General features: G+C 69.2%; 21 protein-coding genes. 10 read left to right on the top strand and 11 right to left on the bottom strand.

The genetic code is table 11. From position 1 onward, the window contains the following. Positions 1-2: 2 nt before the first annotated feature. Positions 3-338, bottom strand: coding sequence for a GntR family transcriptional regulator (locus A3CU_RS43370; protein ID WP_425388220.1), 336 nt, complete (start codon positions 336-338; stop codon positions 3-5). Positions 339-540: 202 nt separating this feature from the next. Continuing rightward, a complete protein-coding gene (locus tag A3CU_RS0104160) occupies positions 541-1,347 on the bottom strand; it encodes a hypothetical protein (protein ID WP_156960219.1) in 807 nt (268 codons plus the stop codon). 80 nt (positions 1,348-1,427) lie between these two features. On the opposite strand from A3CU_RS0104160, the gene A3CU_RS0104155 reads away from it, so the two are divergent. Next, positions 1,428-1,697, top strand: a complete 270-nt coding sequence (locus A3CU_RS0104155; protein WP_027941203.1) for a hypothetical protein — start codon at positions 1,428-1,430, stop codon at positions 1,695-1,697. A gap of 4 nt (positions 1,698-1,701) precedes the next feature. On the opposite strand, the gene A3CU_RS0104150 is transcribed toward A3CU_RS0104155, so the two are convergent. Further along, complete coding sequence (locus A3CU_RS0104150) at positions 1,702-2,394, bottom strand: TetR/AcrR family transcriptional regulator (RefSeq protein WP_027941202.1); 693 nt, start codon at positions 2,392-2,394, stop codon at positions 1,702-1,704. Positions 2,395-2,515: 121 nt separating this feature from the next. On the opposite strand from A3CU_RS0104150, the gene A3CU_RS0104145 reads away from it, so the two are divergent. Beyond that, positions 2,516-2,959 (top strand): nitroreductase family deazaflavin-dependent oxidoreductase, encoded by a 444-nt coding sequence (locus A3CU_RS0104145; protein WP_027941201.1) that lies wholly within the window; start codon positions 2,516-2,518, stop codon positions 2,957-2,959. Here the strand turns inward: A3CU_RS0104145 and A3CU_RS0104140 are convergent. Together A3CU_RS0104140 and A3CU_RS0104135 are read right to left on the bottom strand one after the other, a co-directional pair. Beyond that, on the bottom strand, positions 2,949-3,605 hold the full coding sequence (locus tag A3CU_RS0104140; RefSeq protein WP_052371427.1) for a DUF998 domain-containing protein: 657 nt from the start codon (positions 3,603-3,605) through the stop codon (positions 2,949-2,951). The two genes, A3CU_RS0104145 and A3CU_RS0104140, sit on opposite strands and share 11 nt — an antisense overlap. Before the next feature lie 178 nt (positions 3,606-3,783). Beyond that, positions 3,784-4,545 (bottom strand): protein phosphatase 2C domain-containing protein, encoded by a 762-nt coding sequence (locus tag A3CU_RS0104135; protein WP_027941199.1) that lies wholly within the window; start codon positions 4,543-4,545, stop codon positions 3,784-3,786. 64 nt (positions 4,546-4,609) lie between these two features. Here A3CU_RS0104135 and A3CU_RS0104130 point away from each other — a divergent pair, with 64 nt between their 5' ends. Together A3CU_RS0104130 and A3CU_RS0104125 are read left to right on the top strand one after the other, a co-directional pair. Beyond that, complete coding sequence (locus A3CU_RS0104130) at positions 4,610-4,819, top strand: sigma factor-like helix-turn-helix DNA-binding protein (RefSeq protein ID WP_027941198.1); 210 nt, start codon at positions 4,610-4,612, stop codon at positions 4,817-4,819. Continuing rightward, complete coding sequence (locus A3CU_RS0104125; protein WP_027941197.1) at positions 4,819-5,361, top strand: Clp protease N-terminal domain-containing protein; 543 nt, start codon at positions 4,819-4,821, stop codon at positions 5,359-5,361. The genes A3CU_RS0104130 and A3CU_RS0104125 overlap by 1 nt, the downstream gene beginning before the upstream one ends. Here A3CU_RS0104125 and yczE read toward each other — a convergent pair. Further along, on the bottom strand, positions 5,350-5,994 hold the full coding sequence (gene yczE, locus A3CU_RS0104120) for a membrane protein YczE (protein WP_027941196.1): 645 nt from the start codon (positions 5,992-5,994) through the stop codon (positions 5,350-5,352). The genes A3CU_RS0104125 and yczE overlap by 12 nt on opposite strands. 143 nt (positions 5,995-6,137) lie before the next feature. Here yczE and yczR point away from each other — a divergent pair, with 143 nt between their 5' ends. Continuing rightward, entirely contained in the window at positions 6,138-7,559 is a 1,422-nt protein-coding gene (gene yczR, locus A3CU_RS0104115; RefSeq protein ID WP_211246334.1) for a MocR-like transcription factor YczR, read from the top strand. 664 nt (positions 7,560-8,223) lie between these two features. Here yczR and A3CU_RS50870 read toward each other — a convergent pair. The 3 genes from A3CU_RS50870 to A3CU_RS0104100 all read right to left on the bottom strand — a co-directional run bounded on the left by A3CU_RS50870 (position 8,224) and on the right by A3CU_RS0104100 (position 9,772). Further along, positions 8,224-8,523: a winged helix-turn-helix transcriptional regulator gene (locus tag A3CU_RS50870; protein WP_211246333.1), complete on the bottom strand. Its 300-nt coding sequence runs from the start codon at positions 8,521-8,523 to the stop codon at positions 8,224-8,226. Between the two features lie 48 nt (positions 8,524-8,571). Further along, positions 8,572-8,745, bottom strand: a complete 174-nt coding sequence (locus tag A3CU_RS52185) for a hypothetical protein (protein ID WP_156960218.1) — start codon at positions 8,743-8,745, stop codon at positions 8,572-8,574. A gap of 187 nt (positions 8,746-8,932) precedes the next feature. After that, the gene (locus A3CU_RS0104100; RefSeq protein ID WP_156960217.1) at positions 8,933-9,772 is read right to left on the bottom strand and encodes a hypothetical protein; all 840 of its coding nucleotides are present in this window, start codon (positions 9,770-9,772) and stop codon (positions 8,933-8,935) included. A gap of 383 nt (positions 9,773-10,155) precedes the next feature. On the opposite strand from A3CU_RS0104100, the gene A3CU_RS0104095 reads away from it, so the two are divergent. Further along, complete coding sequence (locus A3CU_RS0104095) at positions 10,156-10,713, top strand: RNA polymerase sigma factor (protein ID WP_027941193.1); 558 nt, start codon at positions 10,156-10,158, stop codon at positions 10,711-10,713. A 97-nt stretch (positions 10,714-10,810) separates the two neighbouring features. On the opposite strand, the gene A3CU_RS0104090 is transcribed toward A3CU_RS0104095, so the two are convergent. Then, positions 10,811-11,977 carry a pyridoxal phosphate-dependent aminotransferase gene (locus tag A3CU_RS0104090; RefSeq protein WP_027941192.1) on the bottom strand — a complete coding sequence of 389 codons (1,167 nt, stop codon included), beginning with the start codon at positions 11,975-11,977 and terminating at the stop codon, positions 10,811-10,813. A gap of 29 nt (positions 11,978-12,006) precedes the next feature. Here A3CU_RS0104090 and A3CU_RS0104085 point away from each other — a divergent pair, with 29 nt between their 5' ends. Next, positions 12,007-13,290, top strand: coding sequence for a DUF445 domain-containing protein (locus A3CU_RS0104085; RefSeq protein ID WP_027941191.1), 1,284 nt, complete (start codon positions 12,007-12,009; stop codon positions 13,288-13,290). 149 nt (positions 13,291-13,439) lie between these two features. Here the strand turns inward: A3CU_RS0104085 and A3CU_RS0104080 are convergent, their stop codons facing one another. Then, the gene (locus tag A3CU_RS0104080; RefSeq protein WP_084143076.1) at positions 13,440-13,952 is read right to left on the bottom strand and encodes a CGNR zinc finger domain-containing protein; all 513 of its coding nucleotides are present in this window, start codon (positions 13,950-13,952) and stop codon (positions 13,440-13,442) included. Between the two features lie 39 nt (positions 13,953-13,991). Here A3CU_RS0104080 and A3CU_RS0104075 point away from each other — a divergent pair, with 39 nt between their 5' ends. From A3CU_RS0104075 to A3CU_RS0104065, 3 genes are all read left to right on the top strand, one after another. Next, complete coding sequence (locus A3CU_RS0104075; RefSeq protein ID WP_043840584.1) at positions 13,992-14,366, top strand: VOC family protein; 375 nt, start codon at positions 13,992-13,994, stop codon at positions 14,364-14,366. A gap of 176 nt (positions 14,367-14,542) precedes the next feature. After that, a complete protein-coding gene (locus tag A3CU_RS0104070) occupies positions 14,543-15,067 on the top strand; it encodes a PadR family transcriptional regulator (protein WP_027941188.1) in 525 nt (174 codons plus the stop codon). Then, positions 15,064-15,738, top strand: coding sequence for an ABC transporter ATP-binding protein (locus A3CU_RS0104065; RefSeq protein WP_027941187.1), 675 nt, complete (start codon positions 15,064-15,066; stop codon positions 15,736-15,738). The genes A3CU_RS0104070 and A3CU_RS0104065 overlap by 4 nt, the downstream gene beginning before the upstream one ends. The last annotated feature ends 5 nt before the right edge of the window (positions 15,739-15,743 follow it).

Raw genomic sequence — 15,743 nt, 5'->3', positions numbered from 1 at the left:
CCTCAGGCGATCAGGGGCGGTTCACCGCCCCACGGGTCGCTTTCCGGTTGCCCGGTGGATTCACCGGTGGGTGGGTAACATTTCTTCTCTCCTCTGACATCGGCGACGAACGTTCCCTTGGAACGAAGCGTCACGACGAGCCCACGCTCGCGCAGGAGTTCGGTCGCCCGGCGGGCGGTGCCCAGGGAAACCCCATACTCCTCCGCGAGCCGGCGCTCGGCCGGCAACGGTTTGTGCGGCGCGAGTTCGCCCGCATTGATCCGGGTGGCGATGTGGTCCGCCATCCGTTCATAGATGTATCCCGGTGTGTCGCCGGGGTCGAAATTACTAATGGGCACGCGGAGAAAGTAGAACTGTGCTGAACTGTGGAAATTCCATGGTCGCAACCTGCCGCGACAGGTAGCGCAGGTGAGCAACAGAAAATTGCCCACCCGAATGGGGCAGGCGAGTTCCGGGTTCAGGCAACTGAGTTACCGGTTCAATGCGGTGAGTTGCGCATTTGCGACGCCGGCTCGTCAACCGGCCATTGTGGACAAGTCGCTAGTCCTTAATGGACTCACCCGATAACAACGACAGGTTGGGACGCGGGGCGTAGCGGGTGCCCATGTGCGGCAGCCGGGCACGCAACAGCCAGGTCATCGCGGGGAAGCCGGGCACCTCGCCGCCGGTGATCTCCGCACCCAGCGACCGGCACCCCACCCCGGTCCGGTCGCGCTCGGCGCGCGTGCGCAGGGCTTGTTCCATGTCGGCGCGGACGACGGCCTGGCCGGGCGTTTCGAGGGTGACCTGGCCACGGGCGGCAAGTCTGCCGATGGTCTCGGCCAGCCCGCTGTCGTCGAACTCGAGGATGTCGGTGGCGATGTCGCCGTCGAGATGATCGACGAGCACGACCAGCGAGTGCGACCGCGCCGCGCGGTGGAAGGTGCAGTTCAGCGCGCTCGTCAGCCCGTCGGCCCAACACAGCCGCCAGGCGTCCAGGGCCTCGATCGGATGGGACAGTTCGCCGGCCCAGGGCGGCGGCCGGACCCCGGCCGCGGTGAGCCGGCCCGCCGCGGCCGATGCCGGTTCACCGCGCTCGTCGCCGGCGACGGAGCCGACCGCCAGCAGCATCGCCAGCGCGCCTCTGCTCGCGGCCCGTTCCAGCGCCGGGATGTCGTCGGTCCACACTCGCGGGAGCCGGCCCGCGCCTTCGGCGTCGGCGAGATACGACGCTGCCGCCCTCTCCGCGTCCCACGGGTCCACCCGGCCGAGCAGGTCTCGGCCCACCGCGACCGGATCCGGCCGGCGCACCGGCCGGTCCGGCACGACCTGCAGGTGCCGGTCCGTCCGGCTGCTCGGGTGACTCATCAATCCAGTCTGCACGCCAATGCCGGTCTTCAGCGACACGTCGGCGTTCGCTTTCACCGCTTGGCGGGTACTACTCAGGCATGAAGAGGAGTCGTGAAGAGTACGAACGGGGCTTGCCCGGCTATCACGACCCCACCTCGGGTTACGGTGGCGCGGCCCCCGCCTACAGCGCGCTGACCCTGCGGATCTGGCTCGCCGCCCTGTCGGTGCTGTTGTGCGTCGGCGCGGCGATTCTGTTCGCGCACTACGGAATCTGGTGGGAGACCATCCTGCTGTCGGTCGTCGCCGGCGGTTGCGTCGCCGACCTGGCCTGGGTCGTGCATCGCAAGCGTCGCGGGGAGCCGGGTTGACCGCCTACTCGGCCTCGCCCGGCAACCCGACGAAGTTGGCCATGTGCTCGGTCAGGTAGGCGAAGAACGCGTCGGCCGGTTCGACCACGTTCGTGTACTGGCCGTACAACTCGAAGCTGATCGCGCCGTACAGCTGTGTCCAGGCGATGATCAGCCGGGCCATGTCCGCTTCGGTGCCCCGCAGACCCAGCGTGTCGATCAGCTGCCTGGCCTGCTCGCGCAGCTCCGGCGGCAGCGGCGGGCTGGGCGGTGGTTTCAGCGGGCCGGAGCCCGCGACCCGCAACAGCACCATGGCGACGCGCCCGGCCGGGGCGATGGTGTCCGCCGGCGCCTGGTAGCCGGGCACCGGTGAACCGTAGATCAGGGAATACTCGTGCGGGTGCTCGCGCGCCCAGGCGCGGGTGGCGTGCCATACGCGCTTCCAGCGCTGCCGGGACGGTGTATCGGGACCGGGGTCGGCGGTCTCGACGGCTTCGCCGATGGCGTTGTACGCGTCCACGATCAGCGCGGTCAGCAGGTGATCGCGACTCGGGAAGTACCGGTACAGGGCTGAGGACACCATGCCCAGCTCGCGCGAAACCGCGCGGAGAGACAGCCCGTGCGCGCCGACCTCGGCAAGCTGGCGGCGGGCTTCGTCCTTGATCTCTCGGGTCAGCTCGGCGCGGGCCCGGTCTCGGGCGGTTCGGATCGCGCTCATGCAGCCATGGTGCCAGGAATCAGATCGATAGACAAATTCGAGAGCACTGCTCTTGACTTCGCCTCCACCCTCGTGTTCACTGGTCTCAAATGAGATCAGTGCTCTCGAAAAGGAGAAGATCATGAACGAGCTTCGCTACGTCAGGTCGGGCAAGGGCGAGAACGTCTTCCACCGCGCGGTCGGCTGGCTGGCCAAGCATGGCGTCAGCCTGCTGGGCACCCGGATGCTCTACGTCCGCGGGCGCAAGTCCGGCGAACTGCGGTCCACCCCGGTGAACCTGCTGGTCGTCGACGGTGAGCGGTATCTGGTCGCCCCGCGCGGCCACACGCAGTGGGTGCGTAACCTCCGGGTCGCCGGGGAAGGGCAACTGCGGCTCGGCCGGCGTTGCGAGACCTTCCACGCCGTCGAACTTTCCGACGACGAGAAGATGCCGGTGCTGCGTACCTACCTCGAGAAGTGGGCATGGGAGGTCGGGCGATTCTTCGAGGGCTTGAAGGCCGACTCGCCCGACGAGACGGTTCGCGACGTCGCCCCCAATTTTCCCGTTTTCCGGCTCACTGCTTGAGACCGCCCTGGGCCAGGAGGCCGCTGCTGACCGGCTGGTTGCGCACCCGGGAACGGACCAGCATCAGCAGGCGTCCGAGCAGGGCCACGTCTACCGCCAGTGCTGCTCGCTGAACGATGCCGAACGGGATCAGCGACGGCCAGAGCAAACTGATCGCGAACATCAACAGGCCGCCTCCGGCGGCCACGGTGAGCCACGTGAGCGGCATGTCGGAAAACCGGCTGAGCAGCGAGCAGCCGAGCACGGGCAGGCTGACCAGTGCGAGCACGGCCGAATACTGGTGGACTACGCCGCTGAAGGCATTGGGGTGCTCGGGATAGCTGGCCGGGAAAAGCGCGGCGACGACCAATCCGAGCGACCAGGTGCCGAACAGCACGAAACTGGTGCGGGAGATCACGATTCCGGCGGCGCGCAGCGCGATGAGCAGGGCGAGCGAGCCGGCGGCGAGTGACAGAATGCTCTTCGCCAGCATTCCGTCGCCGTGATCGGTGAAGGCGTAGCTGGACAGCGTGTCGAAGAGCGGATCGTGCGAGCTGACCACGAGCAGGATGGCCATGGTCACAACCGCCCAGCAGATGGCCGCGGCGGCGGCGAACAGCCAGAATTTCGTGGCGGCTCTGTTGCGTTCTTGCTGCGAAATCCCCATGCGCTGAGCCTGTCTGGCGCGGGCTCACCGGTGATCCGGGAAACTCCCTGATCTTTCCCTGTTGTTCCGAGGGTGTGTGCGGACGGACACGTACTGGGTGGTGTTTCAAAGCGGCCGAGCCGCTTGCGGTGGGACGTCCGCTACCGGCACCGCCACGCAAACCACTTCGAAACAGTCTTTAGCGGAAGTCCACCATGATCAGGGCCTGGTCGTCGTGCGGCTTGGCGCGGGGCCAGCGCAGGCAGCCGGGATCGCCGGCCTCGGCGGCGCGCACGGTGTCCAGGACGGCGGAAAGTCCTTGCGTGCGACCGATTTCCAGCAGCTGTGACCAGTCCAGGATGCGGTAGTCGTCGACGGCGACGGCGACCCCGTCGGTGGCCAGCAGAACGGTGTCGACCTCGTTGCGCGGCCAGCTTCGGCGAACTGCATGCCGGGCCGCCGTCGGGTCGGCTTCCGCCACCCAGAAGCCGTCCTCTGTGTTACGTAGCGCACGGACCCGCGCTTCGCTGGACAGCCTTCCCTTGCGCCGCAAGGTTGCCAGCCGGTCGTCGGCGAGCACGCTGGGTCCGGACTGTCCAAACGCGACGATTGGACTGTCGGCGAGCACGAGTCCGTCGACGCGGTCCGCCGTCCAGCGCAGCATGGCGACCGTGCTCGACGGTGCGGCGCCGGGCTTCAGGTCGTGCTTCGCGGCGACCTCGGCGATGGCACCGGCGAGCACTGCGGCCAGGTCGGCGCCGGGGCTCTCGTGCAGGCGCGCCGCGAGGCGTTCGGCGAGGTGGCCCGCGTACCAGCCCCCCGAGGGCAGATCGAGGCGCGACGACGTGGCTCCGTCCAGCACCAGCGCGGCGTTTTCCAGGACCACCACATGGTCCTCGCTCGGTCTTGGTTTCCCGTCGGGGCCTACCCCGGCCCGTTCGGCGACGTGGATCTCCGGCACTTCCCGACCCTAGATCCTGTCAACCATGGTTGACAGAGCGGCGATGTCAACCTAAGTTGACAGCATGACCGAAGCAACCAATCTGGCCGCCCGGGCGGGCGACCGGGACCCCCGGGTCGGGCTGCGTGCCGTCGCCGCATTGCGCCGGCTGCTCGAGCAGCTCGAGGCGGTTCAGGTGCGTAGTGCCCGGGTTCATGGCTGGTCCTGGCAGGAGATCGCGGCGGAGCTCGGCGTCAGCCGGCAGGCCGTGCACAAGAAGTACGGGAGAAACTGATGTTCGAGAAGTTCACACCGGACGCGCGGGCCGTCGTCGTCGAAGCTTCGCGTGACGCACAGGAGGTCGACGCCACGGAGATCACGCCGCTGCACATCCTGGTCGCATTGCTGCGTTTTCCCCAGAGCGGGGCGGCTCGCGTCCTCACCGAGTTAGGCGTGTCCCGGGAAGATCTCGCCGCGGAGGCGGGCCGGGTGCGACGGCGGGGCGGGATCACCGAGGCCGACGCCGAGGCGCTGCAGGAGTTCGGCATCGACGTCGACCTGATCATCGAGCGGATCGAGCAGGGCTACGGGCCCGAAGCGCTCGGCGGGAAGCCTGATCGTCGGTCCAGGCGGCGGCACCTTCCGTTCGCCGACGAGTCGAAGCGAACGCTTCAGGTTTGCCTTGCGGAGGTCATCGATCTCGGTGTGCGGCAGCTCGGCTCGGAGCACATCCTGCTCGCGCTCGCCGCCCAGCGTGGTCCGGCCGCCGACGTGCTGGCCCGCTTCGACGTCGACGCTCCTCGCCTGCGCCAGGTGCTCGTGTCCTCAGACGCCTGACCGTCCCGGAGCGCTCGGCCGGCGGAACGTGACCAGCGGGAGGAACGCCTGGGTGAGCGGGCCGATGGCCAGCGCGTAGAGCACGGTCCCGGCGCCGACCGTGCCGCCGAGCAGCCAGCCCGCCGCGAGCACCACGAGTTCGATCCCGGTGCGGACGAGTCGTACCGAACGGCCGGTGCGGGCCGAGAGCCCGGTCATCAGCCCGTCCCGCGGGCCGGGTCCCAGCCGGGCGCCCACGTAGACCGCGGTGGCCAGTCCGTTGAGCACGATCCCGCCGATCATCAGCGTGAGCTGCCAGGCGAGCTCGTGCTGCGGCGGGAGCACCGCACGCACGAGATCGACCGTGATCGAGACCATGATCACGTTCAGCACGGTGCCAAGACCGGGCCGCTGCCGCAGCGGGATCCACGCCAGAAGGACGGCGACCGAGGCGATCGCCACCACGGTGCCGAAGCTCAACACGGTCCGCTTCGCGATGCCCTCGTGCAGCACGTCCCAGGGGTCGAGACCGAGCCCCGACCGGGTCAGCATCGCCATGCTGGCGCCGTACAGCGCGAGGCCGGACACGATCTGGGGAAGGCGGCGGGCGGGGCGGACGGAGACCGGCACCGGCCGAAGATCGAGCGAGGTCATGCAAAAGTCCGTGTTCGTGATTCGGCGAGTGGAAGGCGCGTTCGTCGATCGCGTGTCTTTGAAGAACAGAGCAAGGTCACCGGTCCAGTGTTAGCGCAATTGGCCTGCAAATCCATGGCCAATCTGCAACTATTGGACTTGTGATGTCGACTGGACACATCTCCGCGAAGCGATTGGCCCTACTGTTGGGCGCCTGGCGACGGGCCGGGTCGCGGCAGGGCGCGGCCGATCTGGCCGCCGCGATCGAGTTGCAGGTCCTCGACGGCCAACTCCCGGCCGGCACCCGGCTGCCCGCGGAACGGGAGCTGGCCGCCGAGTTGGGCGCCAGCCGCACCCTGGTCGTCGCGGCGCTGGAGCGGCTACGCGAAAGCGGCCTGGCGGTCAGCCGCCGTGGCGCGGGCACCTGGGTCACCTCACCGGCCGGCCGTGAGCTCGAACCCGCGATGCCGGAGAGCGCGATGATGATCGACTTGGCCCGGGCCGCGCCCCCGGCGATCGCGGGCATGATGGCCGCGGTCGACGCCGCCCGGCGGTCGCTGGCCGACGAACTCGGCGGCAGCGGTTACGTCGACCGTGGCCTGCCGGTCCTGCGCGAACGCATCGCCCGGCGGTACACCGAGCGCGGGCTGCCGACCACCCCGGGCCAGATCATGATCACCAACGGCGCCCAGCACGCGTTCGCCCTGACGCTGCGGATGCTCACCGGGCCGGGCGACCGGGTTCTCGTCGAGCAGCCGACGTACCCCAACACGCTCGAAGCGGTGCGGGCGGCGCACGCGCTACCGGTCCCGGTGGCCATCGGCCCCCACGGCTGGGACTTCGCCGGCATCGACGCCGCGCTGCGCCAGGCATCGCCCCGGCTGGCCTGCCTGAACGTCGACTTCCAGAACCCGACCGGCTGGCGGCTGGACAACGCCGGCCGGGAGCGTCTCGGGGCGGTGCTGGCACGTGCCCACACGCCGACGGTGTTCGACGAAACCCTCGTCGAGCTGGACCTCACGGACGAGGCGGCGCCGTTGCCGATGGCGGCCTTCGCCGGCGACTGGGCGATCACCGTCGGAACCGCTTCCAAGTCGCACTGGGGCGGGTTGCGGATCGGCTGGATTCGGGCCGCGGAGGAGACGCTGGCCGGGCTGGCCTCCGCGCGGGTCGGGCTGGATCTCTCTTCCCCGGTGCTGGAGCAGCTCATCCTGGCGGAGTTGCTCACCGATCCGGAGCCGTTGCGCAAACGCCGGGAGTGGGTGCGGGCACAGCGGGACGCGCTGGTCGCCGCGTTGCGGGAGCAGTGCCCGGACTGGGAGTTCCGGGTGCCCGGTGGCGGGCTTTCCCTGTGGTGCCGGCTGCCGGAGCCGATGAGCACCCGGCTTGCCGTGGCCGCGGCCGGGCACGGCGTCCAGGTGGTGCCCGGCTCGCGCTTCGGTGTGAACGGCGGACTGGAGCGGTGGCTGCGACTGCCGTTCTCGCTGACCACCGATCTGCTGGCCGAAGCCGTCCGCCGCCTCGGGATCGCCGCGCTGTCCGTACGGCGGCTGCCCGGCGCAGGCGAGGAGTTGGTGGTCACCTAGGGCTGTGTCGAAGTCGGTTGGGCTGGGTCAGGCCCGTTTTGGCGTTCTTCCCCAACCCCACAACTCGTCACAAACCCAGAACTCACCTCCCCGAACCCGGAACTCACCTCCCCGAACCCAGAATTCACCCTCCCCAGCCGGGGACACGCCAGCGCCTGGCGTGTCCCCGGTCTAGGCACGCGAGTTCCGGGCTCAGGCAAGCGAGTTCCGGGCTCAGGCACGCGAGTTCCCGGTTCGGGCGCGCGAGTTCCGGGCTCTACCGGGCGGGTCCCCGGTTCGGGCACTTGAGTTCCGGGTTCGGGCATGCGAGTTGCCGGCTCAGCCGGGCGTGTTCCGGGTTCGGGCACGCGAGTTCCGGGCTCAGCCGGGCGTGTCCCCGGTTCGGGCACTTGAGTTCCCGCCTGGGAACACACACCGAAGGCCGGATTGCCCCGGCAACATTGCCAGGCACGCCGCCAGGACCGTCCCGCCTCCCCGCGAGCGCGACGAACCCGTCTCCTGAACCAGGGACACGGGCTTCTGAGCTCGGAACACAACCTCCTGGAACGGGAACACAAGCTCCTGGAACGGGAACACATGGGTCTGGAAGGGGAACACAGCACCGTCGCCCCGTGCTACGACAAACTCGCCACCCGCTACGAAGCCACCATCCACCTCGCCGCGATCAACCAATCGCGATCAACCAAGGGCGCTGATCGACATTGATACAGACCTTAGGGCGGTTCCAGAAGGCACGCTGCTTCCTGGGCTGCCATGACGTCATCGCTGTACTCGAAGGCCCAGGCGCCGACAGCTCGATGGGCGCCAGCAAGGTCCGGCCCAGAGCGGTGAGTTCGTACTCGACCCCTGATGGCGCGTCGGGATGCGCATGCCGGTCGACCAGTCCGTTGAACTGCAGCCGCCGCAGGGGCGCTGTGGCTGGGCGAGGGAGCGGATGCCCAGGCGATCGCACCGCCGCTGGCATACGCGGCCGGACCGAGGCACCAGAAACGGCAAGTCGCAAGAGCGGATCTCAGGGGGCCGCCACCGTTCGGGCGGCCGAGCGGCGGCCGGCGCGCTGGATGAGTGACTGCTTTTCCAGGGAGTTCATCCAGTGCGCCGGCCGCCGGGTGGCCGCGGGACCGCGGCCGGCACCGCCCCTCGACGTGCCGGCGGTCCCGCGGCTGGGCTCGCGCATCTGGGCCATGACCTCTCCTAGCTCGGCGCGGTGAGCAGGAGTACCCGGCGCGTGCCCCGACGGCCCCGGCGTCGCGGGGACAAACGCGTCACCAGGACCAGGACCCGGTCCGGTCAGGCGCGGTCGACCGGATCGGGAAGACAGCCGAAGTTGATCTTGTTTTGGGCACGGGTCTACCCGTGCCCGCGAGCCGGGGTCAGTCCGGCGAGGTGGTCGGCAGTGCGGCGTCCTTGCCGTGGTGTGGCATGTGCCGCCCGGCGGCCACGCCACCGGGCTGGAGGTCGGCCCCGATCAGCCGTGGGCCGAGCACGATGAACGGGTGCTTGCCGGCGCCGCCACCGTCGTGCGAGGCGGCGACGCCAATGGTTTGGTCGCCGCTGTGCATCGGTGGCGGTGCGGGGTCCGTCTGGTGTGCGTGCGTGCTGCTGTCGGGTCGGGCCACACTCTGAGTGAACTGGATGTCCGTCACGCTCCGGGGCTTGCTCGGGCGTTCCGGGACGGCGGTCACGATCGGGGCGGGCACCGGGGCGGGCAGCGGCGGGGGCGGCGGCGGAGGCGGCGGGGCCAGGACTTCGTCGCGGGTCGAGCCCTCATCCGGGCGCGACCAGGTGGATTTCCCCGGGAGGGGGACCTCGGTGTGGGTGTCGAGCGGGAGCAAGGTCTCGACCGTGGACCCGGGGAGGTCGATCGCGGTTTGGACCGGTGCGACGACGGCCTGGGTGACCTGGGTGAGCTGACCGGCGACCTGGCCAACGGTGCCGACCAGGCTGGTCAGCGTGCCGGTCAGGGTGTTCGTCAGGGTGTCTGTCAGCGTGCCCGTCAGGTTGGTGAGCAGGTTCGGCCCGGGGAGGTCGTGGAGGTCGTGCCGTGGGGGCCGGTCGTGGCCGCCGGCGGGCTGCGCCTCATCGGCCGAGGCGCTTGTGCCGGACAGCAAGGCGCCGATGATCCAGACGGCGAAGCCGAAACCGGCCGCGACAAGCACTCTCCGGCCCAGGCGCGCGGCGCGGGCACTGATCCCCGCGTCCCTCACCGCCATCACCACCATCCGGGCCACGACTGAAGCCGGGCATGCCTTGAGTTGATCTTGTCGGAATATGACCAGGTCACGCGTGCTGTCGAAAGTCGAGCACCTTTCTAGCACCGCTGGCGAGTGTTTCACTTCACACGCCCGCGATCCACCCCGGACGGCGGAAAACACCTACCGGCTTGCCGGTCACCAACCAGAAGTGGATAACGCTGTGTTGCCACGCCCCAATGCTGTGTTCGTGACAACAACGGATCGTGCCACATTCCGTGACCGTGTGTGTTGTTCCGAATGGCTGATTTTGCGCTGAGTACAACTACGCGACTTCCGCCCCTTGGGGATCTCGTGCGCACCGCGTCGCGTCCCAATCGCCGAACGTGAGTGAAAGGGGTGAAATGACCGAAACCGAGTCCGACGTCGCGGAATTGCTTTCCCGCGCGCTCGGCGGGGACCAACGAGCCTGGCGGATCCTGGTCGGTGGCCTGTCCGCGCTGGTGGCGGGCGTCGCGCGGACGTACCGCCTCGGCGAAGCCGATGTCTCCGACGTGTGTCAAAGCACCTGGTGCAAGCTCAGCCAGCACCTCGCCGACCTCAGGGAGCCGGCGCGCCTGCGCGGCTGGCTGAGCACGACGGCCCGGCGCCAGGCCCTGCGCGTGCTGACCGACCGGCGCCGCGAGGTTCCCGCGGCCGGTCCCGAACCCGCAGCCGGCCTGCCCTCGCCGGAACTCGCGGTGCTCGGCGCCGAACGTGACCAGGCGCTTTGGCGGGCCGTCGCCCGGTTGCCACCGGCCCACCGGGAGCTGATTCGCCTGCTCGCCGGGGAACCGGGCCTCACCCAGACCCAGCTCGCCGCCAGGCTCGGCATCCCGCCCGGCAGCGTCGGCCCGCTGCGGCGCCGCGCTCTCGATCGGCTTCGCCGCGCCCTGGTCGCCCAGGGCTACGACCATGCCTGAGCTGACCGAGTTCGTCAGGAGCGCGCGGTCGACACGATCGCGGTCGCGCGCAAACTCGCGAGAAGGCGGCCTGGTTCCTTTGCGAGTTTGCGCGCGTTCAGGCGAGTTTGTGGAGCCGGGTGATGGCCTCGTCCAGCACCTCGTCGCGCTTACAGAAAGCGAAGCGCAGCAGGTGCTTCCACCCGATCGGGTGATCTGTGAAGGCATTCACCGGAACGGCGGCAACGCCCACCTGCGTGGGGAGCCGCCAGGCGAGTTCGGTCGCGTCGGCGAACCCGAGCGGGCGCACGTCGGCGCACACGAAGTAGGTGCCGGCGCTCGGGCGGACCGCGAAGCCGGCCTCGGCCAGCCCGGCCGAGAGCCGGTCGCGCTTGGCCTCCAAGGACGCGCGCAGCCCGGCGACCCAGTCCAGCTCATGGTCGAGGGCGTGTGCGACCGCCGGCTGCAGCGGCCCGCCGGAGACGAAGGTCATGAACTGTTTCGTCGCCTTCACCGCGGCGACCAGTTCCGGCGTCGAGCAGACCCAGCCGATCTTCCAACCGGTGCAGTTGAAGGTCTTGCCCGCGCTGGAGACCGAGACGGTCCGCTCGCGCATGCCCGGGAAGGTCGCCAGCGGCAGGTGCTCGGCGTCGTCGAACACCAGATGCTCGTACACCTCGTCGGTGATCGCGATCAGGTCGTGTTCCACACACAACTCGGCGATCGCGGCGAGCTCGTCGCGGGTGAACACGGTGCCGGTCGGGTTGTGCGGCGAGTTGACCAGGATGGCGCGGGTGCGCGGGCCGATCGCGGCGCGCAGCCCCGCCAGGTCGGGCGCGAACCGGCCGTCCGCGCCTTCGACCAGCGCGACCACCCGCCGAGTGGCGCCGGACATCGCCACCGCCGCCGCGTACGAGTCGTAGTAGGGCTCGATCACGATCACCTCGTCGCCGGGCTCGACGAGCGCGAGCAGGGCCGCCGTGATCGCCTCGGTGGCTCCCGCCGTGATGAGGATCTCGGTGTCCGGGTCGTATTCGAGGCCGTAGCGGGTGCGATGCCGGGCCACGGCGGCGCGCAGCTCGGGGCGTCCCGGCCCCGGCGGGTACTGGTTTTGGCCGCCGTACAACGCCTTCTGGGCGGCGTCGAGCATGCCGGCGGGACCGTCGGTGTCCGGGAAGCCCTGACCGAGGTTGACCGCTTCGGTACGCACCGCGAGCGCGGTCATCTCGGCGAAGATGGTCGAGGTGAAAGGTCGCAGACGGGGGACGAGAGCAGGTTCGCGCATAATCCCCGATCCTTGAGGACAATGGCCTTGTGGAGCAACTGACGCCCGCCGTCCCTCCCGGAGTTCTCGCGAACGAGGAGGCGAAGCGGCGCGGCCTGCGCAAGATGAAGCTGGTGGCACTGTCGTTCTTACTCGGTGCCACCGTGGTGTTCCTGCTGTGCGGCTGGGCGCAGTCGGCGGGCTGGCCCGGCTGGGTCGGGTACCTGAAGGCGGCCTCGGAGGCGGGCATGGTGGGTGCCCTCGCGGACTGGTTCGCGGTCACCGCGCTGTTCCGGCATCCGATGCGGCTGCCGATTCCGCACACCGCGATCATCCCGAACAAGAAGGACCAGCTCGGCGGCAGCCTCAGCGAGTTCGTGGGCACCAACTTCCTGTCCGAGGACGTGGTGCGCGACAAGCTGCGGCGGATCGGGATCTCCCGGCGGCTCGGTGGCTGGCTCGCCCAGCCGGACAACGCCGAGCGGGTCACCTCAGAACTGGCGAACGCGGTCAAGGGCATGATGACCGTGCTGCGCGACGAGGACGTGCAGGCGGTGCTGGAGCAGGCACTGGTGCGCCGGATCGTGGCCCAGCCGTGGGGCCCGCCGCTGGGCAAGCTCCTGGGGCAGGTGTTCGCCGACGGTGCCCACTACAAGCTGGTGGACCTGGTGGCCGACCGCTGCTACGAGTGGGTCCGCGACAACCACAGCGCCATGCTGCGGGTGGTCTCCGAGCGCGCGCCGAGCTGGTCGCCGCGGTTCGTCGACGCGATGCTCGCGGACAAGGTCTACGGGGAGGTGCTGTCCTTCGCGTGGGCGGTCAAGACGGACGTGAACCACCCGATGCGGCTGGCCCTGGACAAGTTCCTCGCGGAGTTCGCGCAGGACCTGCAGAACGACCCGGAGACCATGGCCCGGGCCGAGGCGGTCAAGCAGCAGATCCTCGACCACCCGGACGTGCAGGGACTGATCGGCTCGGCGTGGACCACCGCGAAGGGCATGCTGATCTCGGCGGCGGAGGACCCATCGAGCGAACTGCGCCAGCGAGTCCGTGAGGGGCTGCGGTCGCTGGGTGTGCGCCTGGTCGAGGAGGACGCGCTGCGGTCGAAGGTGGACGGCTGGGTGGAGGGCGTCGCGGTGCACCTGGTCATCAACTACTCGCGGGAGATCACCACGATCATCACCGACACGGTGGAGCGCTGGGACGCCGAGGAGACCTCGCGCAAGATCGAGCTGCAGGTCGGCCGTGACCTCCAGTTCATCCGGATCAACGGCACCGTCGTCGGTGCGCTCGCGGGCCTGCTCATCTACACGGTCGCGCAGCTGCTGTTCTGAGCGTCTTCGAACAACGCTGTTCTGATCTTGTCCACAGGGAAGACGCAGTTTTCCCCACCGGTTGTGGTCTACTGCATACGCGCTGAGCTGCGGCTGAGCACGGTTATCCACAGAAGTGGTAGTTGTCCACAGGTCGGATTGTGGGTAACTCACCCGTGTGAGCCGGCGCGCTGGCGCCAGTTGCGTGCCTTCTCCCGGTTCCCACACACCCGCATCGAGCACCAGGTGCGGGATCGGTTTCGGGACTGGTCGTAGAAGGCCCACCGGCAGTCGTCCGCCGGACAGATCTTGACCCGGTCCCACTCGCCGAGCACGGCGAGCCGGGCGGCGGCCGCCAGTACCGCCCCGACGGCGCTCGCCGGGACCAGGGCGGGACGGCCGTGGGAGAGCTCGATGTGCACGGGAGCGCGCAGCGGCCCCGTCCGGGCGTCCGGGTCGCCAACCGCCGCGCGAAGTGCGTCGCGGGCCGCCCGCGCGGCGGGCAGGGGATCGGCGCGAAGGTCGCGTTCGGCTGCCCACCGCCGCCAGCCGGCGGCCTCCGCCAGCACGTCGGTGGTCTCCTCGACGTCGAGCGTGTTCAGGAAGTCCACCACGAGCTGCCGGTCGTCCACGTAACCAGGGTAAGCCGAACAGCGGTTGCGACCCCCCGCGCTAACTCCCATAATCAGTTTGCCGGTTACACACAGATAGGAGGCTTGCTGATGAACCAATCCGCCGTTCCGACCTATGGTGTCGTCGCCATCGACTGCCCGGAGCCGAAGAAGCTGGCCGGCTTCTATGCCGCGCTGCTGGAATGGCCCGAGCCCGCGGCGGACGGCGACGACGAATGGGTGACGATCAGCGGGCCGAACGGTGCGAAGATCGCGTTCCAGCTGGTCTCGGCGGACTACCGCCCGCCGGAGTGGCCGGGGCAGGACGTGCCGCAGCAGTTGCATCTCGACTTCTACGTCGCCGACCTCGACGCCGGGCAGGAGCGCGCCCTCGCTCTCGGCGCGAAGTTGCTCGACGACAGCCCCAAGACCTTCCGCGTGTACGCGGACCCGGCCGGGCACCCGTTCTGTCTCTGCGCCTGCTAGGCAGTGTTTCCAAGAATCCGAGACCTCCGGCGCGCGCCCGCGGTCACCTGGAGGGGAAACACGGACTCTGCGCCTGCTAGCCCCTCAACGGACGCGCTGATCGGGTCTGGGCAGCTCAATCTATATACACATGGTGTATAGGCTAATTCTATACACCATGTGTATAGTGCTCCGACATGTCAGTCGGACACACTTTGCTCGGCCTGCTTGAAACCGGCCCACGGCACGGGTACGAGCTCAAACGCGCCTACGACGAGCAGTTCGCGCACGACCGGCCCCTGCACTACGGGCAGGTGTACGCGACGCTCGCGCGCTTGTTGCGCAATGGCCTGGTCGCCGAGACGGGCACAGAACCGGGCAGCGGACCCGAACGCAAGAGCTACGCGATCACCGATGCCGGCGTCACCGACGTCGAAAACTGGCTTGCCACACCGGAAAAGCCAGAGCTTTACCTGCAGAACACGCTGTACACCAAGGTCGTGCTGGCGCTGCTGTCCGGACGCAGTGCCACCGACGTGCTCGACGCCCAGCGCGCCGCGCACCTGAAGGTCATGCGCGAGCTGACCAAGCGCAAGCTCAACGGCGACCTGGCCGACGCGCTGATCTGTGACCACGCCCTGTTCCATCTCGAAGCGGACCTTCGCTGGCTCGAGCTGACCGCGGCGCGTCTCGGGGAACTCGCCGAGGAGGTCCGCAAGTGAGCGTGCTCTCCGCCCGGAACCTGGCCAAGTCCTTCGGTCCCACCCAAGCTCTCCTCGGCGCGGAATTCGAGATCGACCGCGGCGAGGTGGTCGCGGTGATGGGCCCTTCCGGATCGGGGAAGTCGACCCTGCTGCACTGCCTGGCCGGCATCGTGAAACCGGATGCGGGAACGGTGACCTATGCCGGCGCGGATCTCTACGCGCTACCGGACGAACGGCGAACTTCCTTGCGCCGCACCGAATTCGGGTTCGTCTTTCAGTTCGGCCAGCTCGTGCCCGAGTTGACCTGTCTGGAGAACGTCGCACTTCCGTTGCGGCTGGGCGGAACCCGGCGCAAGCGGGCCGAGGCACTGGCGCACGAGGCATTGGCCCGTCTGGAGGTCGAGGGCCAGCGCGACAAGCGGCCGGGCGAGGTCTCCGGCGGGCAGGGCCAGCGCGTCGCGATCGCGCGGGCGCTGATCACCGGTCCGAAGGTCGTCTTCGCCGACGAGCCGACCGGCGCGCTGGACTCCCTGGCCGGGGAGCGCGTGATGAAGGCGCTGGTGACCGCGGCGAAGGAACTGGAAGCGGCGGTCGTGCTGGTCACCCACGAGCCGCGCGTAGCCGCTTACGCCGACCGGGAGATCGTGGTGCGGGACGGGAAGACCCGTGGCCCGGTGATGGCGGCATGAACGGC

The organism is Amycolatopsis taiwanensis DSM 45107 (assembly GCF_000519205.1).
Taxonomy (GTDB): domain Bacteria; phylum Actinomycetota; class Actinomycetes; order Mycobacteriales; family Pseudonocardiaceae; genus Amycolatopsis_E; species Amycolatopsis_E taiwanensis.
This window is presented reverse-complemented; position numbering and strand designations above follow the sequence as displayed.

Excerpts from the sequence above, each read along its gene's own strand:
- yczE (WP_027941196.1), bottom strand. The coding sequence starts at position 5,994 with ATGACCTCGCTCGATCTTCGGCCGGTGCCGGTCTCCGTCCGCCCCGCC.
- A3CU_RS0104100 (WP_156960217.1), bottom strand. The coding sequence starts at position 9,772 with ATGGCGGTGAGGGACGCGGGGATCAGTGCCCGCGCCGCGCGCCTGGGC.
- A3CU_RS0104150 (WP_027941202.1), bottom strand. The coding sequence starts at position 2,394 with ATGAGCGCGATCCGAACCGCCCGAGACCGGGCCCGCGCCGAGCTGACC.
- A3CU_RS50870 (WP_211246333.1), bottom strand. The coding sequence starts at position 8,523 with ATGCCAGCGGCGGTGCGATCGCCTGGGCATCCGCTCCCTCGCCCAGCC.
- A3CU_RS0104090 (WP_027941192.1), bottom strand. The coding sequence starts at position 11,977 with ATGCGCGAACCTGCTCTCGTCCCCCGTCTGCGACCTTTCACCTCGACC.
- A3CU_RS0104140 (WP_052371427.1), bottom strand. The coding sequence starts at position 3,605 with ATGGGGATTTCGCAGCAAGAACGCAACAGAGCCGCCACGAAATTCTGG.
- A3CU_RS0104145 (WP_027941201.1), top strand. The coding sequence starts at position 2,516 with ATGAACGAGCTTCGCTACGTCAGGTCGGGCAAGGGCGAGAACGTCTTC.
- A3CU_RS0104080 (WP_084143076.1), bottom strand. The coding sequence starts at position 13,952 with ATGGGAGTTAGCGCGGGGGGTCGCAACCGCTGTTCGGCTTACCCTGGT.
- A3CU_RS52185 (WP_156960218.1), bottom strand. The coding sequence starts at position 8,745 with ATGGCCCAGATGCGCGAGCCCAGCCGCGGGACCGCCGGCACGTCGAGG.
- yczR (WP_211246334.1), top strand. The coding sequence starts at position 6,138 with ATGTCGACTGGACACATCTCCGCGAAGCGATTGGCCCTACTGTTGGGC.
- A3CU_RS0104125 (WP_027941197.1), top strand. The coding sequence starts at position 4,819 with ATGTTCGAGAAGTTCACACCGGACGCGCGGGCCGTCGTCGTCGAAGCT.
- A3CU_RS0104160 (WP_156960219.1), bottom strand. The coding sequence starts at position 1,347 with ATGAGTCACCCGAGCAGCCGGACGGACCGGCACCTGCAGGTCGTGCCG.
- A3CU_RS0104155 (WP_027941203.1), top strand. The coding sequence starts at position 1,428 with ATGAAGAGGAGTCGTGAAGAGTACGAACGGGGCTTGCCCGGCTATCAC.
- A3CU_RS0104070 (WP_027941188.1), top strand. The coding sequence starts at position 14,543 with ATGTCAGTCGGACACACTTTGCTCGGCCTGCTTGAAACCGGCCCACGG.
- A3CU_RS0104075 (WP_043840584.1), top strand. The coding sequence starts at position 13,992 with ATGAACCAATCCGCCGTTCCGACCTATGGTGTCGTCGCCATCGACTGC.
- A3CU_RS0104095 (WP_027941193.1), top strand. The coding sequence starts at position 10,156 with ATGACCGAAACCGAGTCCGACGTCGCGGAATTGCTTTCCCGCGCGCTC.
- A3CU_RS0104130 (WP_027941198.1), top strand. The coding sequence starts at position 4,610 with ATGACCGAAGCAACCAATCTGGCCGCCCGGGCGGGCGACCGGGACCCC.